Source organism: Aerophototrophica crusticola (genome assembly GCF_012913305.1).
Lineage (GTDB): Bacteria > Pseudomonadota > Alphaproteobacteria > Azospirillales > Azospirillaceae > Niveispirillum > Niveispirillum crusticola.
Genome location: NZ_CP051775.1, coordinates 321,809 through 338,751 on the forward strand (window position 1 = coordinate 321,809; position 16,943 = coordinate 338,751).

14 protein-coding genes and 2 pseudogenes are annotated in these 16,943 nt (G+C 68.9%); 12 read left to right on the top strand and 4 right to left on the bottom strand.

What is annotated here, in order from left to right:
• Positions 1-17 precede the first annotated feature (17 nt).
• The 11 genes and pseudogenes from HHL28_RS01540 (at position 18) to HHL28_RS01590 (ending at position 13,136) form a co-directional block, all read left to right on the top strand.
• A complete protein-coding gene (locus tag HHL28_RS01540; RefSeq protein ID WP_075770989.1) occupies positions 18-893 on the top strand; it encodes a phosphoribulokinase in 876 nt (291 codons plus the stop codon).
• A 173-nt stretch (positions 894-1,066) separates the two neighbouring features.
• Positions 1,067-3,073, top strand: a complete 2,007-nt coding sequence (gene tkt, locus HHL28_RS01545; RefSeq protein ID WP_404326240.1) for a transketolase — start codon at positions 1,067-1,069, stop codon at positions 3,071-3,073.
• A gap of 64 nt (positions 3,074-3,137) precedes the next feature.
• Positions 3,138-4,196, top strand: a pseudogene (gene fba / locus HHL28_RS01550) (class II fructose-bisphosphate aldolase); the annotation flags it as partial.
• Positions 4,197-4,270: 74 nt separating this feature from the next.
• On the top strand, positions 4,271-5,749 hold the full coding sequence (locus tag HHL28_RS01555) for a form I ribulose bisphosphate carboxylase large subunit (protein WP_075771185.1): 1,479 nt from the start codon (positions 4,271-4,273) through the stop codon (positions 5,747-5,749).
• 112 nt (positions 5,750-5,861) lie between these two features.
• On the top strand, positions 5,862-6,287 hold the full coding sequence (locus tag HHL28_RS01560; RefSeq protein WP_075771186.1) for a ribulose bisphosphate carboxylase small subunit: 426 nt from the start codon (positions 5,862-5,864) through the stop codon (positions 6,285-6,287).
• 76 nt (positions 6,288-6,363) lie between these two features.
• Positions 6,364-7,311 carry a CbbX protein gene (gene cbbX, locus HHL28_RS01565; RefSeq protein WP_075771187.1) on the top strand — a complete coding sequence of 316 codons (948 nt, stop codon included), beginning with the start codon at positions 6,364-6,366 and terminating at the stop codon, positions 7,309-7,311.
• Entirely contained in the window at positions 7,308-7,991 is a 684-nt protein-coding gene (rpe, locus tag HHL28_RS01570; protein ID WP_075771188.1) for a ribulose-phosphate 3-epimerase, read from the top strand. The genes cbbX and rpe overlap by 4 nt, the downstream gene beginning before the upstream one ends.
• Before the next feature lie 3 nt (positions 7,992-7,994).
• Entirely contained in the window at positions 7,995-8,726 is a 732-nt protein-coding gene (locus tag HHL28_RS01575) for an HAD-IA family hydrolase (RefSeq protein ID WP_075771189.1), read from the top strand.
• Positions 8,727-9,360: 634 nt separating this feature from the next.
• Positions 9,361-11,202 carry a methanol/ethanol family PQQ-dependent dehydrogenase gene (locus HHL28_RS01580; protein WP_083699113.1) on the top strand — a complete coding sequence of 614 codons (1,842 nt, stop codon included), beginning with the start codon at positions 9,361-9,363 and terminating at the stop codon, positions 11,200-11,202.
• Positions 11,203-11,501: 299 nt separating this feature from the next.
• Positions 11,502-11,810 (top strand): c-type cytochrome, encoded by a 309-nt coding sequence (locus HHL28_RS01585; RefSeq protein ID WP_404326243.1) that lies wholly within the window; start codon positions 11,502-11,504, stop codon positions 11,808-11,810.
• A 15-nt stretch (positions 11,811-11,825) separates the two neighbouring features.
• Positions 11,826-13,136 carry a quinoprotein dehydrogenase-associated putative ABC transporter substrate-binding protein gene (locus tag HHL28_RS01590; protein ID WP_075771190.1) on the top strand — a complete coding sequence of 437 codons (1,311 nt, stop codon included), beginning with the start codon at positions 11,826-11,828 and terminating at the stop codon, positions 13,134-13,136.
• 4 nt (positions 13,137-13,140) lie between these two features.
• On the opposite strand, the gene HHL28_RS01595 is transcribed toward HHL28_RS01590, so the two are convergent.
• On the bottom strand, positions 13,141-13,722 hold the full coding sequence (locus HHL28_RS01595) for a hypothetical protein (protein ID WP_075771191.1): 582 nt from the start codon (positions 13,720-13,722) through the stop codon (positions 13,141-13,143).
• A gap of 36 nt (positions 13,723-13,758) precedes the next feature.
• On the opposite strand from HHL28_RS01595, the gene HHL28_RS01600 reads away from it, so the two are divergent.
• On the top strand, positions 13,759-14,247 hold the full coding sequence (locus HHL28_RS01600; RefSeq protein ID WP_075771192.1) for a DUF3280 domain-containing protein: 489 nt from the start codon (positions 13,759-13,761) through the stop codon (positions 14,245-14,247).
• Between the two features lie 211 nt (positions 14,248-14,458).
• Here the strand turns inward: HHL28_RS01600 and HHL28_RS18135 are convergent, their stop codons facing one another.
• The 3 genes and pseudogenes from HHL28_RS18135 to HHL28_RS01610 all read right to left on the bottom strand — a co-directional run bounded on the left by HHL28_RS18135 (position 14,459) and on the right by HHL28_RS01610 (position 16,696).
• The gene (locus HHL28_RS18135) at positions 14,459-15,004 is read right to left on the bottom strand and encodes a PQQ-dependent catabolism-associated beta-propeller protein (RefSeq protein ID WP_404326245.1); all 546 of its coding nucleotides are present in this window, start codon (positions 15,002-15,004) and stop codon (positions 14,459-14,461) included.
• Positions 15,005-15,054: 50 nt separating this feature from the next.
• Positions 15,055-15,435: pseudogene (locus HHL28_RS18140) on the bottom strand (hypothetical protein); the annotation flags it as partial.
• Between the two features lie 22 nt (positions 15,436-15,457).
• Positions 15,458-16,696, bottom strand: coding sequence for an ABC transporter substrate-binding protein (locus HHL28_RS01610; RefSeq protein WP_075771194.1), 1,239 nt, complete (start codon positions 16,694-16,696; stop codon positions 15,458-15,460).
• Positions 16,697-16,943: the final 247 nt, after the last annotated feature.

The window sequence follows — 16,943 nt, forward strand, 5'->3', positions numbered from 1 at the left end:
AACAGGGGATAGACACCATGTCGGCACGCCACCCCATCATCTCCGTCACCGGTTCCTCCGGGGCGGGCACCACCTCGGTCCGGCGGACCTTCGAGCAGATCTTCCGGCGGGAGAACGTGGAGGCGCTCTATGTGGAGGGCGACGCCTTCCACACCTTCGACCGGATGGCGATGCGCAAGCGCATGGCCGAGGAGGCGGCCAAGGGCAACAACACCTTCAGCCACTTCGGGCCCGACAGCAACCTGTTCGAGGACCTTGAGGAGCTGTTCCGGGAATACAGCGAGTCCGGCACCGGCCGCATCCGCAACTATGTGCACGACGCGGTGGAGGCGGAGATGCACGGCGCCCCGCCGGGCACCTTCACCCCCTGGAAACACGTCACCGAGCCCACCGACCTGCTGTTCTACGAGGGGCTGCATGGCTGCGTGGTGACCGACAAGGTCAACGTGGCCCGCCACGCGGACCTGCGCATCGGCGTGGTGCCGGTGATCAACCTGGAATGGATCCAGAAGCTGCACCGCGACCGCTCCACCCGCGGCTATTCCACAGAGGCGGTGACCGACACCATCCTGCGCCGGATGCCGGACTATATCCGCTACATCTGCCCGCAGTTCACCGAGACGGACATCAACTTCCAGCGGGTGCCCACTGTGGACACCAGCAACCCCTTCATCGCCCGCTGGATCCCCACCCCCGACGAATCCATGGTGGTGATCCGTTTCAAGAGCCCGCGGGGCATCGACTTCCCCTACCTGCTGTCGATGATCGGCGACAGCTTCATGTCCCGGGCCAACAGCATCGTCATCCCCGGCGGCAAGCTGGACCTGGCCATGCAACTGATCCTGACGCCCATGATCCTGCAACTGGTGGAACGGAAAAAGCGGATGGGGTGAGGCCGTAGGTCGGATTAGGCGCGCTTGGCGCCGTAATCCGACGGCAAGCGACACCTTGGTCATGTCGGATTACGCGGCTGGCGCCGCTAATCCGACCTACGAAGCCACGAAACACCGCCTTCGCCGCGCCCCCTGGGGCGCGACTGCCGGAGGCTTGCCTGGAGGAACCCCGGATGGACAGCGTGCAAGCCCTGGAGCGGCCAAGCGTCGGCACGAGGGAGATGGCGAACGCGCTCCGCGTGCTGGCCATGGACGCGGTGGAGCAGGCCAGGTCCGGCCATCCCGGCATGCCCATGGGCATGGCCGACGTGGCGACCGTGCTGTTCACCAAGTTCCTGCGCTTCGACCCCACGGACCCCGCCTGGCCCGACCGCGACCGCTTCGTCCTGTCGGCGGGCCACGGTTCCATGCTGCTCTACGGGCTGCTGCACCTGACCGGCTACCCGGGGCTGGGGATCGAGGAGCTGAAGCGCTTCCGGCAGTTGGGCAGCATCACCGCCGGCCACCCGGAATACGGCCACACCCCCGGGGTGGAGACGACCACCGGCCCGCTGGGGCAGGGGATCGCCACCGCCGTCGGCATGGCGCTGGCGGAGCGGATGCTGAACGCCCGCTTCGGCGACGGGCTGGTGGACCACCGCACCTTCGTCATCGCCGGTGACGGCTGCCTTCAGGAAGGCATCAGCCACGAGGCCATCGACCTGGCCGGCCACCTGTGCCTGGACCGGCTGGTGGTGCTGTGGGACGACAACCGGATCAGCATCGACGGTGCCACCAGCCTGTCCACCTCCATGGACCAGCAGGCCCGGTTCCAGGCTGCGGGCTGGCATACGGAGACGGTGGACGGCCATGACGGGTGCGCGGTGGAGGCCGCCATCGCCCGGGCGCTGGCGGCGGGCAAGCCCACCCTCATCGCCTGCCGCACGGTGATCGGCTTCGGCGCCCCCAACAAGCAGGGGTCGGAAAGCACCCATGGCGCCCCCCTGGGCGCCGCGGAGATCGCGGCAGCGCGCGAGGCGCTGGGCTGGACCGCCCCGCCCTTCGAGATCCCCGCCGACATCGCCACCGCCTGGCGGGCCGCCGGCCGGCGCGGGGCGGCGGAGCGGGCGCGGTGGGCGGAGCGGCTGGAAGCCTCACCCGAGGCGCCCCGCTTCCGCCAGGCCCTGTCGGGGGAACTGCCGCTGGAGGTGTTCGCGGCCCTGCGGGAACACAAGCGCACCCTGTCCGCCAAGGCCCCCAGCCTGGCCAGCCGCAAGGCGTCGGAGCTGGCGCTGGAGGCCATCAACGGGGCCACGGACCTGACCGTGGGCGGCTCCGCGGACCTGACCCACTCCAACCTCACCATCACGAAGGGGCTGGAGACGGTGCAGGCCGGGCGGTTCGGTGGCCGCTACATCCGCTACGGCATCCGGGAACACGGCATGGCCGCCGCCATGAACGGCATCGCGCTGCATGGCGGGCTGGTGCCCTATGGCGGCACCTTCCTGGTCTTCGCCGACTATGCCCGCGGCGCCATCCGCCTGTCCGCCCTGATGGGGGTGCGGGTGGTCTATGTCCTGACCCACGACAGCATCGGGCTGGGGGAGGACGGGCCCACCCACCAGCCCATCGAGCACCTGGCCATGCTGCGGGCCACCCCGAACCTGAACGTCTTCAGGCCCGCGGACGCGGTGGAGACGGCGGAGTGCTGGGAGATCGCCCTGCGCAGCCGCGCGACGCCATCGGTCCTGTGCCTCTCCCGCCAGAACCTGCCCACGCTGCGGACCCGGGACAGCGAGGAGAATGTCTGCGGACGCGGCGCCTATGTGCTGCGGGAGGCGGCGGGGGAGCGGGACGTGACCCTGCTGGCCACCGGCTCCGAGGTGGAACTGGCGGTGAAGGCGGCGGACCTGCTGGCGGCGGACGGGGTCGAGGCGGCCGTCGTCTCCATGCCCTGCTGGGAGCTGTTCGAGCGGCTGCCGGCGGAGGAGCGCCGCGCGGTCCTGGGCACCGCCCCGCGGGTGGCGGTGGAAGCCGCGGCCCGGCTGGGCTGGGACCGCTGGATCGGCGAGGGCGGGGCCTTCGTCGGCATGGAAGGCTTCGGCGCCTCCGCCCCGGCACCCGCGCTCTACCAGCATTTCGGGATCACGCCGGAAGCGGTCGCCCAGGCGGCCCGGTCCGTCATGCGACGGACCTCTTGATGCGCCCTCAGGCGCCGGCCTCCAGCGGCTCCGCCGCTGGCCACTGATCGGGAGGAGGAACACCATGGCCCGGATCACCCTGCGGCAATTGCTGGACCATGCGGCGGAGCATGGCTACGGCGTGCCGGCCTTCAACATCAACAACATGGAGCAGCTCCTCGCCATCATGGAGGCGGCGAGGGAGGTGGACGCGCCGGTCATCCTCCAGGCCAGCCGCGGCGCCCGGTCCTATGCCGGCGACCTCATGCTGGACAAGATGGTGGAGGCGGCGGAGGCCATGTACCCCGGCATCCCCATCTGCCTGCACCAGGACCACGGCAATGACGAGGCCACCTGCCTGACGGCCATCCGGCACGGCTTCACCTCCGTGATGATGGACGGGTCCCTGCTGGCCGACGCCAAGACCCCCGCCGACTATCCCTACAACCTGGAGATCACCCGACGGGTGGCCGAGCTGGCCCACATGGTGGGTGCCAGCGTGGAGGGGGAGCTGGGCGTGCTCGGCAGCCTGGTCACCGGCACCGGGGAGGCGGAGGACGGCCACGGGGCGGAGGGCAAGCTGGACCACAGCCAGCTCCTCACCGACCCGGACCAGGCGGTGGAGTTCGTCCGGGCCACCAAGGTGGACGCGCTGGCCATCGCCATGGGCACCAGCCACGGCGCCTACAAGTTCCCCCGCCAGCCGGACGGCGACATCCTGGCCATGCACGTGATCAAGGAAATCCACGCGCGGCTGCCGGACACCCACCTGGTCATGCACGGCTCCAGCTCCGTCCCGCAGGAGCTACAGGACCTGTTCAACCAGGCGGGCGGGGAAATGCCCCAGACCTGGGGCGTGCCGGTCGCGGAGATCCAGACCGGCATCAAGCACGGCGTGCGCAAGATCAACATCGACACCGACTGCCGCCTGGCCATGACGGCGGAGTTCCGCCGCGTCGCCCAGAAGAACCGGGCGGAATTCGACCCGCGGAAGTTCCTGAAGCCCGCGCTGGACGCCATGAAGGCCCTCTGCCGCCAGCGCTTCGAGGAATTCGGCACCGCCGGCAATGCCAGCCGGATCAAGGTGGTGCCCCTGCCCGAGATGGCCCGCCGCTACCGCGCCGGCGCCCTGGACCCGAAGGTCGGGGGCTTACCCCCGCCGCCAAGGCCGCCTGACCCGCCCCCGACCAAAGCCGAAGAAATACGAGGAGACGACCCATGGACACCATCACCCCCGTCGACACCGCCACCGCCCCCATGTCCGGCAAGGACCGGTACCGGGCCGGCACCATGGAATACAAGAAGATGGGCTACTGGGTGCCCGACTATGTGCCGTCGGACACGGACATCATCGCCCTGTTCCGGGTGACGCCGCAGGACGGGGTGGACCCCGTGGAGGCCAGCGCTGCCGTGGCGGGTGAAAGCTCCACCGCCACCTGGACCGTGGTCTGGACCGACCGGCTGACCGCCTGCGACAAGTACCGGGCCAAGTGCTACCGGGTGGACCCGGTGCCGAACGCGCCGGGCCAGTACTTCGCCTACATCGCCTATGACCTCGACCTGTTCGAGCCTGGCAGCATCGCGAACCTGACCGCCAGCATCATCGGCAACGTCTTCGGCTTCAAGCCGCTGAAGGCCCTGCGGCTGGAGGACATGCGCCTGCCGGTGGCCTATGTGAAGACCTTCAAGGGCCCGCCCACCGGCATCGTGGTGGAGCGGGAGCGGCTGGACAAGTTCGGCCGCCCCCTGCTGGGCGCCACGGTGAAGCCGAAGCTGGGCCTGTCGGGCCGCAACTATGGCCGCGTGGTGTATGAGGCGCTGAAGGGCGGCCTGGACTTCACCAAGGATGACGAGAACATCAACAGCCAGCCCTTCATGCACTGGCGCGACCGGTTCCTGTACTGCATGGAGGCGGTGAACCGCGCCCAGGCCTATAGCGGCGAGGTGAAGGGCACCTACCTGAACGTCACCGCCGGCACCATGGAGGACATGTACGAGCGGGCGGAGTTCGCGAAGGAGCTGGGCTCCACCATCATCATGATCGACCTGGTCATCGGCTACACGGCCATCCAGTCCATGTCGAACTGGGCCCGCAAGAACGATATGATCCTGCACCTGCACCGGGCGGGCCACAGCACCTACACGCGGCAGAAGAGCCACGGCGTCAGCTTCCGCGTCATCGCCAAGTGGATGCGCCTGGCCGGCGTGGACCACATCCACGCGGGCACCGTGGTGGGCAAGCTGGAGGGCGACCCGGCCACCACCAAAGGCTACTACGACATCTGCCGGGAGGAGTTCAACCCGACCCAGCTTGAGAACGGGGTGTTCTTCGACCAGCACTGGGCCAGCCTGAACAAGATGATGCCCGTCGCTTCCGGCGGCATCCATGCCGGCCAGATGCACCAGCTCCTGCACCTGCTGGGGGAGGACGTGGTGCTGCAGTTCGGCGGCGGCACCATCGGCCACCCGGGCGGCATCGCCGCCGGCGCCACGGCCAACCGCGTCGCGCTCGAGGCCATGGTCCTCGCCCGCAACGAGGGGCGCGACTACGTCAACGAGGGGCCGGAGATCCTGGACGCCGCCGCCCGGCACTGCCAGCCCCTGCGCCAGGCGCTGGATACCTGGAAGGACGTCACCTTCAACTATGCCAGCACCGACACCCCCGACTTCGTGCCGACCGCGACGGCCGCCGAGTGAATTCCTGATCCCAAGGTCGGCGACCGCCGGCCCGCGGCCCCATGGCCGCGCAAGACAAGCCCGCGGATGCGGGCGCCCGGCGCCTGAGGGCGCATAGAGAGCGGAGCGAACAATGCGCGTGACCCAGGGTACCTTCTCCTACCTGCCCGAGCTGACCGACGACCAGATCCGGGCCCAGGTGCAGTACTGCATCGACAAGGGCTATGCGGTGAACCTGGAGTTCACCGACGACCCGCACCCCCGCAACACCTATTGGGAGATGTGGGGCCTGCCCATGTTCGACACCCGTGACGCCGCGGCGGTGATGACGGAACTGGCGGAGTGCCGCCGCACCTATGGCGACCGCTACATCCGCATCTCCGCCTTCGACAGCACCCATGGCTGGGAAAGCCTGCGCCTGTCGTTCATCGTCAACCGCCCGGCGGACGAGCCCGGCCTGAAGCTGGTCCGCCAGGAAACCGGCGGCCGCAACATCCGCTACACCACCGTCCCCTACGCGACCGAGAAGCCGGAAGGGCAGCGGTACGGGGTGGTGTGAGGGCCCGACCCTCGCCGACCCCCTCACCTGGCCGCGGTGAGGGGGTGTCGCCCCAGGCACGACGCACGAGGACCCCATGCCCGACACGATGACCCCGCCCCCGAGCCACGACCCCGCACTGCGTGTCGACCTGCAGGCCGAGATGCGGGAGACACAGGTTGGGGAGGTGCTGGCGCAGCTGGACCGTGAGCTGGTGGGACTGGCCCCGGTGAAGGCGCGCATCCGGCAGATCGCCGCCCTGCTGCTGGTGGACCGGGCCCGCAAGCGCCTGGGCCTCCAGGCGGAGACACCCACCCTGCACATGAGCTTCACCGGCAACCCCGGCACCGGCAAGACCACGGTGGCCAAGCGCATGGCGGAGATCCTCCACCGGCTGGGCTATGTCCGCCGCGGCCACCTGGTCTCCGTCACCCGCGACGATTTGGTGGGCCAGTACATCGGCCACACCGCGCCCAAGACCAAGGAGATCCTGAAGCGGGCCATGGGCGGGGTGCTGTTCATCGACGAGGCCTATTACCTCTACCGGCCGGAGAATGAGCGCGACTACGGCCAGGAAGCCATCGAGATGCTGCTCCAGGTCATGGAGAACCAGCGCGACGACCTGGTGGTGATCCTGGCCGGCTACGCGGACCGGATGGACAAGTTCTTCCGCTCCAACCCCGGCTTCCGCTCCCGCATCGCCCACCATGTGGACTTCCCCGACTATTCCGACGGGGAGCTGCTGGTGATCGCGGAGAAGATGCTGGAGGGCCAGAACTACCGGCTGAGCGAACCCGCCAAGGAAGCGCTGGCCGCCTATATCGGGGCCCGTCGGACCCAGCCCCACTTCGCCAACGCCCGCTCCATCCGCAACGCGCTGGACCGGGCCCGCCTGCGCCAGGCCGTGCGCCACTTCGAGGACCCGGGCGACGGCCTGACCCTGGACGACCTCATGACCATCGAGGCGTCGGACATCCTGGCCAGCCGGGTGCTTACGCAGGAAGGCCGCCTCGACCCCCAGCCCACCGCGGGAGACACCCCATGAACCCCCTCGTCATCGCCCCCTCCATCCTGTCCGCCGACTTCGCCAACCTGGGGCAGGAGGTGCGCGACGTGGTCGCCGCGGGGGCCGACTGGATCCATGTGGACGTGATGGACGGCCATTTCGTGCCCAACATCACCATCGGGCCCGACGTGGTGAAGGCCCTGCGCCCCCACACGGACAAGGTCCTGGACGTGCATCTGATGATCGCCCCCTGCGACCCCTACCTGGAAGCCTTCGCCAAGGCGGGCAGCGATTACATCACCGTCCATGCGGAGGCCGGGCCCCACCTGCACCGCTCCCTCCAGGCCATCCGCGCCCTGGGCAGGAAGGCCGGCGTGTCCCTGAACCCGGCCACGCCCGAGTCGGCCATCGAGTATGTGCTGGACCAGCTCGACCTGATCCTGGTCATGTCGGTGAACCCCGGCTTCGGCGGCCAGTCCTTCATCCCGTCGGCGGCGGAGAAGGTGGCCCGCCTGTCCCGCATGATCGGTGACCGGCCCATCCGGCTGGAGGTGGATGGCGGCGTGAACCCGGAGACGGCGGCCCTGGTGGCCGCGGCCGGCGCCGACACGCTGGTCGCCGGCTCCGCCGTCTTCAGGGGCGGCAAGGGTGCCTATGCCAGCAACATCGCGGCCATCCGCGACTCAGGCCTGGGCGCGCAACGCAAGCTGGCGGCCTGAGCCATGCTGCGCGCCCTGATCTTCGACGTGGACGGCACGCTGGCGGAGACGGAGGAGCTGCACCGGCAGGCGTTCAACGACACGTTCCGGGAGTTCGGGCTGCCCTGGGACTGGGACCCGGAGCTGTACCGCCACCTGCTGGAGGTGGCCGGCGGCAAGGAACGCATGCTGGCCCACGCCGCCGCCCGCCCGCCGGGCGAGCAGGCCATGGTGCGGGCCATGGTCGTGGAGATGCACGCCTGGAAGACCCGCCGCTATGGGCAGCTGGTAGAGGCCGGGCGCCTCACCTACCGGCCCGGGGTGGTGGACCTGCTGCGGGAGGCGAGGGATGCCGGGGTCGCCCTGGCCGTGGCCACCACCACCAGCCTGCCCAACGTGCGGGGCCTGCTGCGCCACACGCCCGCCGACCTGCCGGGCGGGGTGGTGCCGGAGGGATGGTTCGCCGTGCTGGCGGCGGGGGACGTGGTCCGGGCGAAGAAGCCCGCCCCGGACATCTACCACCTGGCCTTGGCGGAGCTGGGCGTGGACGCGGGCGACGCGGTCGCCTTCGAGGACAGCCGCAACGGCCTGGCCGCCGCCCTGGCGGCCGGTATCCCCACCCTGGTCACCCCCAGCGCCTGGGTCCGCCCCTTCGACGCGGCAGGGGCGCTGGCCGTGGTGGAAAGCCTGCACGGGATGAGGCTGGAGACCCTGCGGGACCTGCGCACCGCCCCGGCGCGTGCCGTCGGGCGATAGGGCGGGGTGATCACTTGGCAGCGGCCAGGAAGGCTTTCTGACCGATATGTTGCAGCGCCATATCGGCGCCCGACCATTCCGTCGCAAAACATTTCCATGGCCGATCCCGGCCGGTTCAAACCCTTGGCAATCAATTCATGGGGTGGGGAGGGTACCCCGATAGAAAAGCCGGACCCCTCTCCCCCGGTCCGTACAGCATCGCGGTGCTTCGCACCATCGGATGGCAGCTGAGCCATTCCAAGTCTCAGCCACCGCTATTTGGCGGAATCCTGGCGCTTCTGCGGGTGCCCGACAGATTTCCACAATATTCGCGCTGCAAAGCCTATAGTCAATACTCACCCCGTTGCACCGCAATAACAAATGCTGCGTTAGCTAAATCCTTTCAAACAAAACACTAATGCCGCCGGGTGGTACTCCGATAGTGACTGCTTTATCCGAAGAAGTCTTTACACACAGTCTGTGAAGTGGCATTGTCTATATTGTGGACATGGTGGCCGGGTGCTAGCGTGTCCGCTCCAAATCAAAGCAAGGCGGGCCGTACGAGACCCACCTATCGGTACTTGCGTGCCGATGGGAACGGGGAAGGTCTGGCCGAAGGCCGCTGAGTATCCGGAAACACGGGAGGAAACGGGTCATGAAGTCGATCAGGGGACGCGTGCTGGCTACCGCGGCGGTCATCGGTCTGATGACCGGGCCAGCGCTGGCGAACGACAGCGTGATCAACAACATCAAGAACACGTCGAACTGGGCCACCCAGCTCGGCAACTACCAAGGCCACCGGTACAGCCCGCTGGACCAGATCACCAAGCAGAACGTCAAGGACATGCGGGTGGCATGGACCTTCTCCACCGGCGTCCTGCGCGGCCATGAGGGCGGCCCGCTGGTGATCGGCGACACCATGTACATCCACACCCCGTTCCCCAACGCGGTCTACGCGCTGGACCTGAAGAACGAGGGCCGGGTTAAGTGGAAGTACGAGCCCCGCCAGGACGCCAACGTCATCCCGGTGATGTGCTGCGACACGGTCAACCGTGGCGTCGCGGTCGCTGACGGCAAGGTCTTCCTGGCGCAGGCCGACAACACGCTGGTGGCGCTGGACGCCAACACCGGCAAGGTCGTCTGGTCCGCCAAGAACGGCGACCACGCCAAGGGCGAGACCCTGACCGCCGCCCCCGTGGTGGTGAAGGACAAGGTCCTGGTCGGCATCTCCGGCGGCGAGTTCGGCGTGCGCGGCCACCTGACCGCCTATGACGTCAAGACCGGCAAGCAGGTCTGGCGGGCCTACTCCACCGGCCCGGACAAGGACGTCATGATCGACCCCAAGAAGACCATGATGATGGGCAAGCCCATCGGAGAGGCCGACCTGGGCGTGAAGACCTGGAACGGTGACGAGTGGAAGATCGGCGGCGGCACCACCTGGGGCTGGTACACCTACGATCCCGAGCTGAACACCATATATTACGGCACCGGCAACCCCGGCACCTGGAACCCCGCCCAGCGGGCCAAGGACGGCAAGCCGGTGGACAACAAGTGGTCCATGACCATCTTCGCCCGTGACGCCGACACGGGCCAGGCGAAGTGGGTGTACCAGAAGACGCCGTTCGACGAGTGGGACTATGACGGAGTCAACGAGAACATCCTGGCCGACCTGACCATCGGCGGCAAGAAGCGCAAGACCCTGGTCAACTTCGACCGCAACGGCTTCGGCTACACCCTCGACCGCGAGACGGGCGAGCTGCTGGTGGCCGAGAAGTTCGACCCGAAGGTCAACTGGGCCGACAAGGTCGACATGAAGACCGGCCGTCCCCAGGTGAACCCGAAGTACAGCACCTTCGCCAACGGCGAGGACACGAACAGCAAGGGCATCTGCCCGGCGGCCCTGGGCTCCAAGGACCAGCAGCCGGCCAGCTTCTCGCCCGACACCGGCCTGTTCTACGTCCCCACCAACCACATCTGCATGGACTATGAGCCGTTCAAGGTGAGCTACGTGGCGGGCCAGCCCTATGTGGGCGCCACCCTGTCCATGTATCCCGCCCCCGGCAGCCATGGCGGCATGGGCAACTTCATCGCGTGGGATGCCACGACCGGCAAGATCAAGTGGTCGAAGCCGGAGAAGTTCGCGGTGTGGTCCGGCGCGCTGACCACGAAGTCCGGCGTGGGCTTCTACGGCACGCTGGAGGGCCATGTGGTGGCCTTCGACATGAACGACGGCAAGGAGCTGTGGCGCTTCAAGACCCCGTCGGGGATCATCGGCAACGTCAACACCTACATGCATGACGGCAAGCAGTATGTCGCCGTGCTGTCCGGTGTGGGCGGCTGGGCGGGCATCGGCCTGGCGGCCGGCCTGACTGACCCGACCGCGGGCCTGGGCGCCGTGGGCGCGCATGCCAACCTGGGCGAGTACACCCAGCTGGGCGGCGTGCTGACGGTGTTCGAGGTGCCGAACCGCAAGCAGAGCGCCGAGCTGAAGAAGTAAGCACGGCAACCCGCGGGCGGGGGCAGCACCCCCCGCCCGCGGGATTTTCCCATGTCCGGCATCCCCTCACCCCACCCGGGGGGAGGGCAGGTTCAGGGGGCCGTGGCGCCCCCCAACAAAAGCAAAAGCAAGACACACGATCCGTATCGCGGGAGGTTCCTGGTGAAAGGTTTCGCGTTTGGCCGCGGGTTCGCCCTGGCGGTCCTGTCCCTGTCCCTGACCGGTGCCGCGCTGGCCCAGACCGAGGGCGCCCCCATGGCCCCGGACGGTACCCCCACCTATAAGGCCGAGGGAACAAGGTGGACAAGGGCACCTTCAACGGCTTCCGCCGCTACCACAATTCCTGCCACGTCTGCCACGGGCCGGACGGCATGGGCGGCAGCTTCGCGCCCAACCTGACGGAAAGCCTGAAGGCGCTGGATTATTACAAGTTCACCGAGATCGTCGTGAACGGCAAGCAATCCGCCGGTGCCACGGGCGACCGGGTGATGCCCAGCTTCGGCACCGATCCCAACGTGATGGACAACCTCGACGACATCTACCGCTACCTGAAGGCCCGGTCCGACGACAAGCTGGGCCGCGGGCGTCCGGAGCGGATGCCGGGCTAAGGGGGGAGGCGGCCCATGGCACGGGGTCTGACGGCGGCGGCCCTGGCGGCCGCCCTCCTGCTCACCGGCACGGGCGCCCAGGCCCAGGTGGAGCTGGGCAAGCGCGACGCGCTGCGCGTCTGCGCCGACGCCAACGCCCTGCCCTTCTCCAACGACAAGGGGGAGGGGTTCGAGAACAAGCTGGCGGAGATGGTGGCGGCGGACCTTGGCGTCCCCGTCGCCTACACCTGGTTCCCCCAGGGCTTCGGCTTCGTCCGGAACACGCTGGGTGCCCGCAAGTGCGACATCGTCATGGGCACGGCGTCGGGTGAGCTGCTGATGCAGAACACCAACCCGTACTACCGGTCGGTGTACGCGCTGGTCTACCGCAAGGACAGCGGCCTGACCGCGACCAAGCTGTCCGACCCGGCGCTGAAGGGGGCCCGCATCGGCATCATGGCCCAGACCCCGCCCATGGACCTGATGGTGCGGTACGGTCTGACCAACATCGAGCCCTACCAGCTCGCCACCGACACCCGCGTCTACCAGCCCGCCCGCGACGCGGTGGTGGACGTGGCCACGGGCAAGACCGACGTCGCCGTGGTCTGGGGCCCGCTCGCCGCCTTCTGGGCATCGAAGCAGGAGGTGCCCCTGGTGGTGGCGCCCCTGGTGGAGGAGGCGGTGACGGGCCGCCTGTCCTTCCTGATCTCCATGGGCATCCGGCCGGAAGAGCCGGACTGGAAGCACTGGCTGAACGACTGGATCAAGGAAAACCAGCCGCGCATCGACGCGCTGCTGGCCAGCTACGGCATCCCCCTGCTGGACCGGGAGGGCAAGCTGATCCAGCCACCCCCGCCGGAGCCGGAGGGCTACCGCAAGTCCGACTACCGCTCGCCCGTGCCGGCGACCCTGAAGGGCGCCACGGTGCTGACCACGGCCACGCTGCAAAGGCTGGTGAAGGAAAAGCCGGACGCCGTCCTGCTGGACGTGCTGCCGCCCCAGGCGCCGAAGCCCGAGGGACGGCCGGAGGGGGCTGCCTGGACACCCCGCCCGCATGAGACGATCCCCGGCGCCACCTGGATGCCCGACGTGGGCCACGGGGACCCGACCCCGGCGCAGGAGGCCTATTTCCGCAAGGGGCTGGAACAGCTGACCGGCGGGGACAAGGGCAAGACCCTGGTCATGTTCTGCCGCCGGGACTGCTGGATGTCCTGGAACGCCGCCAAGCGCGCCATGGAATGGGGCTACACCGACGTGCGCTGGTATCCCGACGGCGTGGAGGGCTGGAGCGAGGCCCGCCGCCCCCTGAAGGCGGTGGAACCGCTGGACGGCGGGCCGCAGGGGTGAGGGATCACCCCGGCGTCAGGTGCCCGTACAGGGTCCGCGCCACCGCGCCCAGCCGCCGCTCGATCATGGCCGGGCGCTCGCACAGGGTGGCCAGCATGCGGCGGCGGTCGTCCAGCACGCGGCGGTCCCAGGTCAGGCTCTCCTGCACCTCCGCCCGCGCCGGGTCGGCTTCCGGCAGGGCGGACAGCTTGCCCAGGTTGCCGGCGATGCGGTCCAGCAGTTCGCGTTGCAGCTTGCTGTACCGGCGGATGGCGTCCATGGCCTTGTCCCGCTCCCCCTGCATGGTGTCGAAGACGCCGGCGAACAGCAGGGTCAGCCGCTGGTCCCGGTCGGGGCCCTGCTGGCCGGCGAAGGCGTCCATGGCCGCCACCAGCTTGTCCGTGGGCACGCGGCGGTCGGCGGCCTGCGCCACCAGGGCCGCCACGTCCGGGTCCTGGTTCCAGGCCCCGGCGGGGATCTCGTCCACCGGCGGCCCGGCCCAGATCTGGCCGGGGGACAGCTTGGGCACCAGCACCTGCACGCAGGGGAAATCCGGGTCGTGGCCCTGCCGCGGGGCGGGCTGGGCCAGGGCGGGTGCCGCCATCATTAACGACAGTGCCAGGACCAACCGGGGGAGGATGGGGTGAGGGGACTTTACTGCGGCGCGCTGGCGCTGCTGCTGACCGGCACGGCGGCCGCGCAGGACCGGCCCACGGCCGTCTTCGAGGTGGAGCTGTTGGACACGAGCGGCGAGGGCACCAAGCCCGACGAGGCCGCCCGCATCCAGGCCACCACGGCGGAGCTTCGCCGGCTGGTGGAAGGGGCCGCCGCCTATCGGGTCATCGACCTGGCCCCCGCGGCGGAGATCATCGAGGCCCGCCGCCCCGTGCGCAACTGCAACGGCTGCGAGCTGGACATCGCCCGCGACCTGGGCGCCGAGGTGTCCTTCACCACCGTGGTGCACAAGGTCAGCACCCTGATCCTCAGCATGCAGATCGTCGCCCGCGACGTGAAGACCGGGGAGCCGCTGGCCATGGGCGTTTCCGACTTCCGCGGCGACAACAACGAAGCCTGGCTGCACAGCATCCGCTGGCTGGCGAAGAACCGGCTGGGGCTGGTGGCGGCGAAGTGAGCCGGGCTTCTGGCGAATCACGGTGGGCGCCGAGTCAACGCGCTCACCACCGACACCCGCTTCCCCCGCGCAGGCGGGGGGCACGGTCTTTCAGCCACGGATGCTGGCAGGAATCGGGTCAAGAACTGTGGGCCCCCGCCTGCGCGGGGGAAGCGGCACGGGATGCTACAAGTGACTTTCGAATTCGCAAGTCGCGGCATGGTCCCGCCCCTCACGGCTTCACCACCACGCCCCAGGGGCTGTCGCCCACGGGCAGGCTCTTGACCACCTTGCCGGCGGCCACGTCGATCACGCTCATGTCGTTGCTGACACCGTTGGTGGTGTAGAGGCGGCTGCCGTCCGGTGACAGGGACAGGTTCCAGACCCGCTGGCCCACCAAGTGGTAGCGGACCACCTCATGGGTCTGCTGGTCCACCTCCGCCACCCGGTTGCTGGGGCCCAGCGCAACGAAGGCGCGCTTGCCGTCGGCGGTCAGCTCGATGCCCACGGGCTGGATGCTCTCCTTCGGCACGCCGCGCACCTCGAAGCCGATCTTCTTGATGATCTGCTTGGTGCCGACGTCGATGATGCTGACCGTGCCGCCGATCTCCGACGACACCCAGACATGTTTGCCGTCACTGGTGAACTGGGCCACCCGGGGGCGGGCATCCACCAGCACGTTGTCGGTGATCTGAAGGGTGGTGGTGTCGATGAAGTGGGCCATGTTCGTCGTCTCCGACGTGTTGACCAGCCACTTGCCATCGGGGCTGATGCCCATGCCCTCCGGCTCCACCCCACCTGGATCTCCCCGATCACGGCCCGCTTCTCCGTGTCCACCACGGTGACCATGTTGTCGTCCTCGTTGGCGACATAGAGGATCGGCTTGTTGGGGTGCAGCACGAACAGCTCCGGGTCGGGGCCGGAAGGCAGGCTGTCCACCACCTTGCCGCTGGCCACGTCGATCACGTCGATCCGGTCCTCGTCGCCGACACAGACATAGAGCTTGCTCATGTCGTGGCTGAAGGTGATGCCGCGGGGCCGGCGGCCCACCTCGATCCGCTTCTCCAGGGTCAGGCTGTCGGACTTGACCACCGCCACGTCGTTGGACCGCTCGTTGGAGACATAGATGCTGTAGGCCTGCGCCGGCAGGGCCAGGACGCCGGCGAGGAGGGCGATGGTAAGCGTGCTGCGCGTCATCATGGGCGTCATGGGGGGCGTCTCTCCGGCGGGTTCAACGGGTCAGCTTGCACTTGCTGTCGGCTTGGTCGTCCCCCAGCGTGTCGAGGACGGAGGTCTTGTGCAGGAATCCGTCCTGCGGGCTGACGGAGACGAGCATGCGCTCCCCCGCCAGCAGCACCGGCTGGCGCAACTGCCCGTCCCAGGCGCGGAAGGACAGGGCCTGGCCCTTGAAGGCCGCCAGCTCGAACTCCGGCCCGCGGATATAGGCCGATAGCTGCTCCGGGTCGGTGGACTTGGTGCGGCTCGCCGCCTCCCCGATGGCGCGCACGGCCACCCAGGCGGCGTGGTCGCGTTGGGTCATCCAGCGGCTGGCCAGCTTCTCGAACCGGCTGTGGAGCTGCGTCGCGCCCCATGCCTCCGTCACCCGGGACCAGGCGGTGGGGACAAGGCCATGGGTGCCCGCCACGGGGCGCGGCGACCAGGTGCGGTAGGGCAGGTACTCACCGAAGATGTCCCGCTCATCCGCCACCACCAGGATCTGGTGGTCATCGCCCTGGGTGGCCGTGGGCACCAGGGACTGGACCGTGGTGTGGCCGCTGTCGGAGCGGCGGTTGCCCTCCTCGAAGGTCCACTGCTTCTCCTCCACGATCCTCGCGCCGAACTTCTTGGCGGCGCGGCGCAGGGCGTCGGCATAGGCCTGGTCCTCCGGGTATTTCCCGGCCACCAGCATCCAGCGGTTCCACTTCTTCCAGACCAGGTACTGGGCCAGGGCATCGGCCAGCAAGCGGCGGCTGGGGATGGTGTGCAGCAGGTTGGCGCGGCAGCCCTCGTTGCGCAGGACGTCGTCCGTGGCGCGGGCGTTGAACACCAGCATGCCCTTGGCCGCCGGCTGGTCCAGGGCCTGGGCCAGCCGGTCGGCGGGCAGGTCGGCCACCAGCAGCTTCACCCCCTGGGACTGCAGCTCCCCCAGCTTGGTGGCCAGGTTCGCCGCCGGGTCGCCGGCGCGGGGGACCACCGCCTCCACCAGCCTGAACTCCTGCTTCAGGAAGCGGCCGGTCGTGTTGTTGTCGTTGATGCCCAGCCGGGCGCCCTGCACCCCCTCGTCCCGCAACTCGGGCGCCAGGAAGGTCAGGGGCGTGCGCGGCGGCTCCTCCTGCCCAAGGTAGCCCACCAGCACGGCCTGCGCCTGGGCGGGCGGCGGTGGATTGCCGGCGGGTGCCCCGGCAAGGGCCGGGGCCATGGAGACGGATGAAATGACGGCGAGCGCCGCGAGCCGCAGCACCTTCCCCATATGGACCTTCCTCCCCGGGCCGCGCGTTGGCGGCCCAAACAGCGGATGACGGTACTTTGCCGTCCTGCCTTTGTTTCCAATAGTTTGCCGGGTCGGGCCTACCCCTTCAAGCCAGAAGCGTCCCATACCCCCCATGGGGCGGCAGAAATAACCGTAAGGGGCGGGATGGATGTCCCGCCCCGGCCCACCCCATTTCGGGGCTGGGACAGGCGGGCCACCTGTGCGCACACTTCTTCGGCGACCGAAC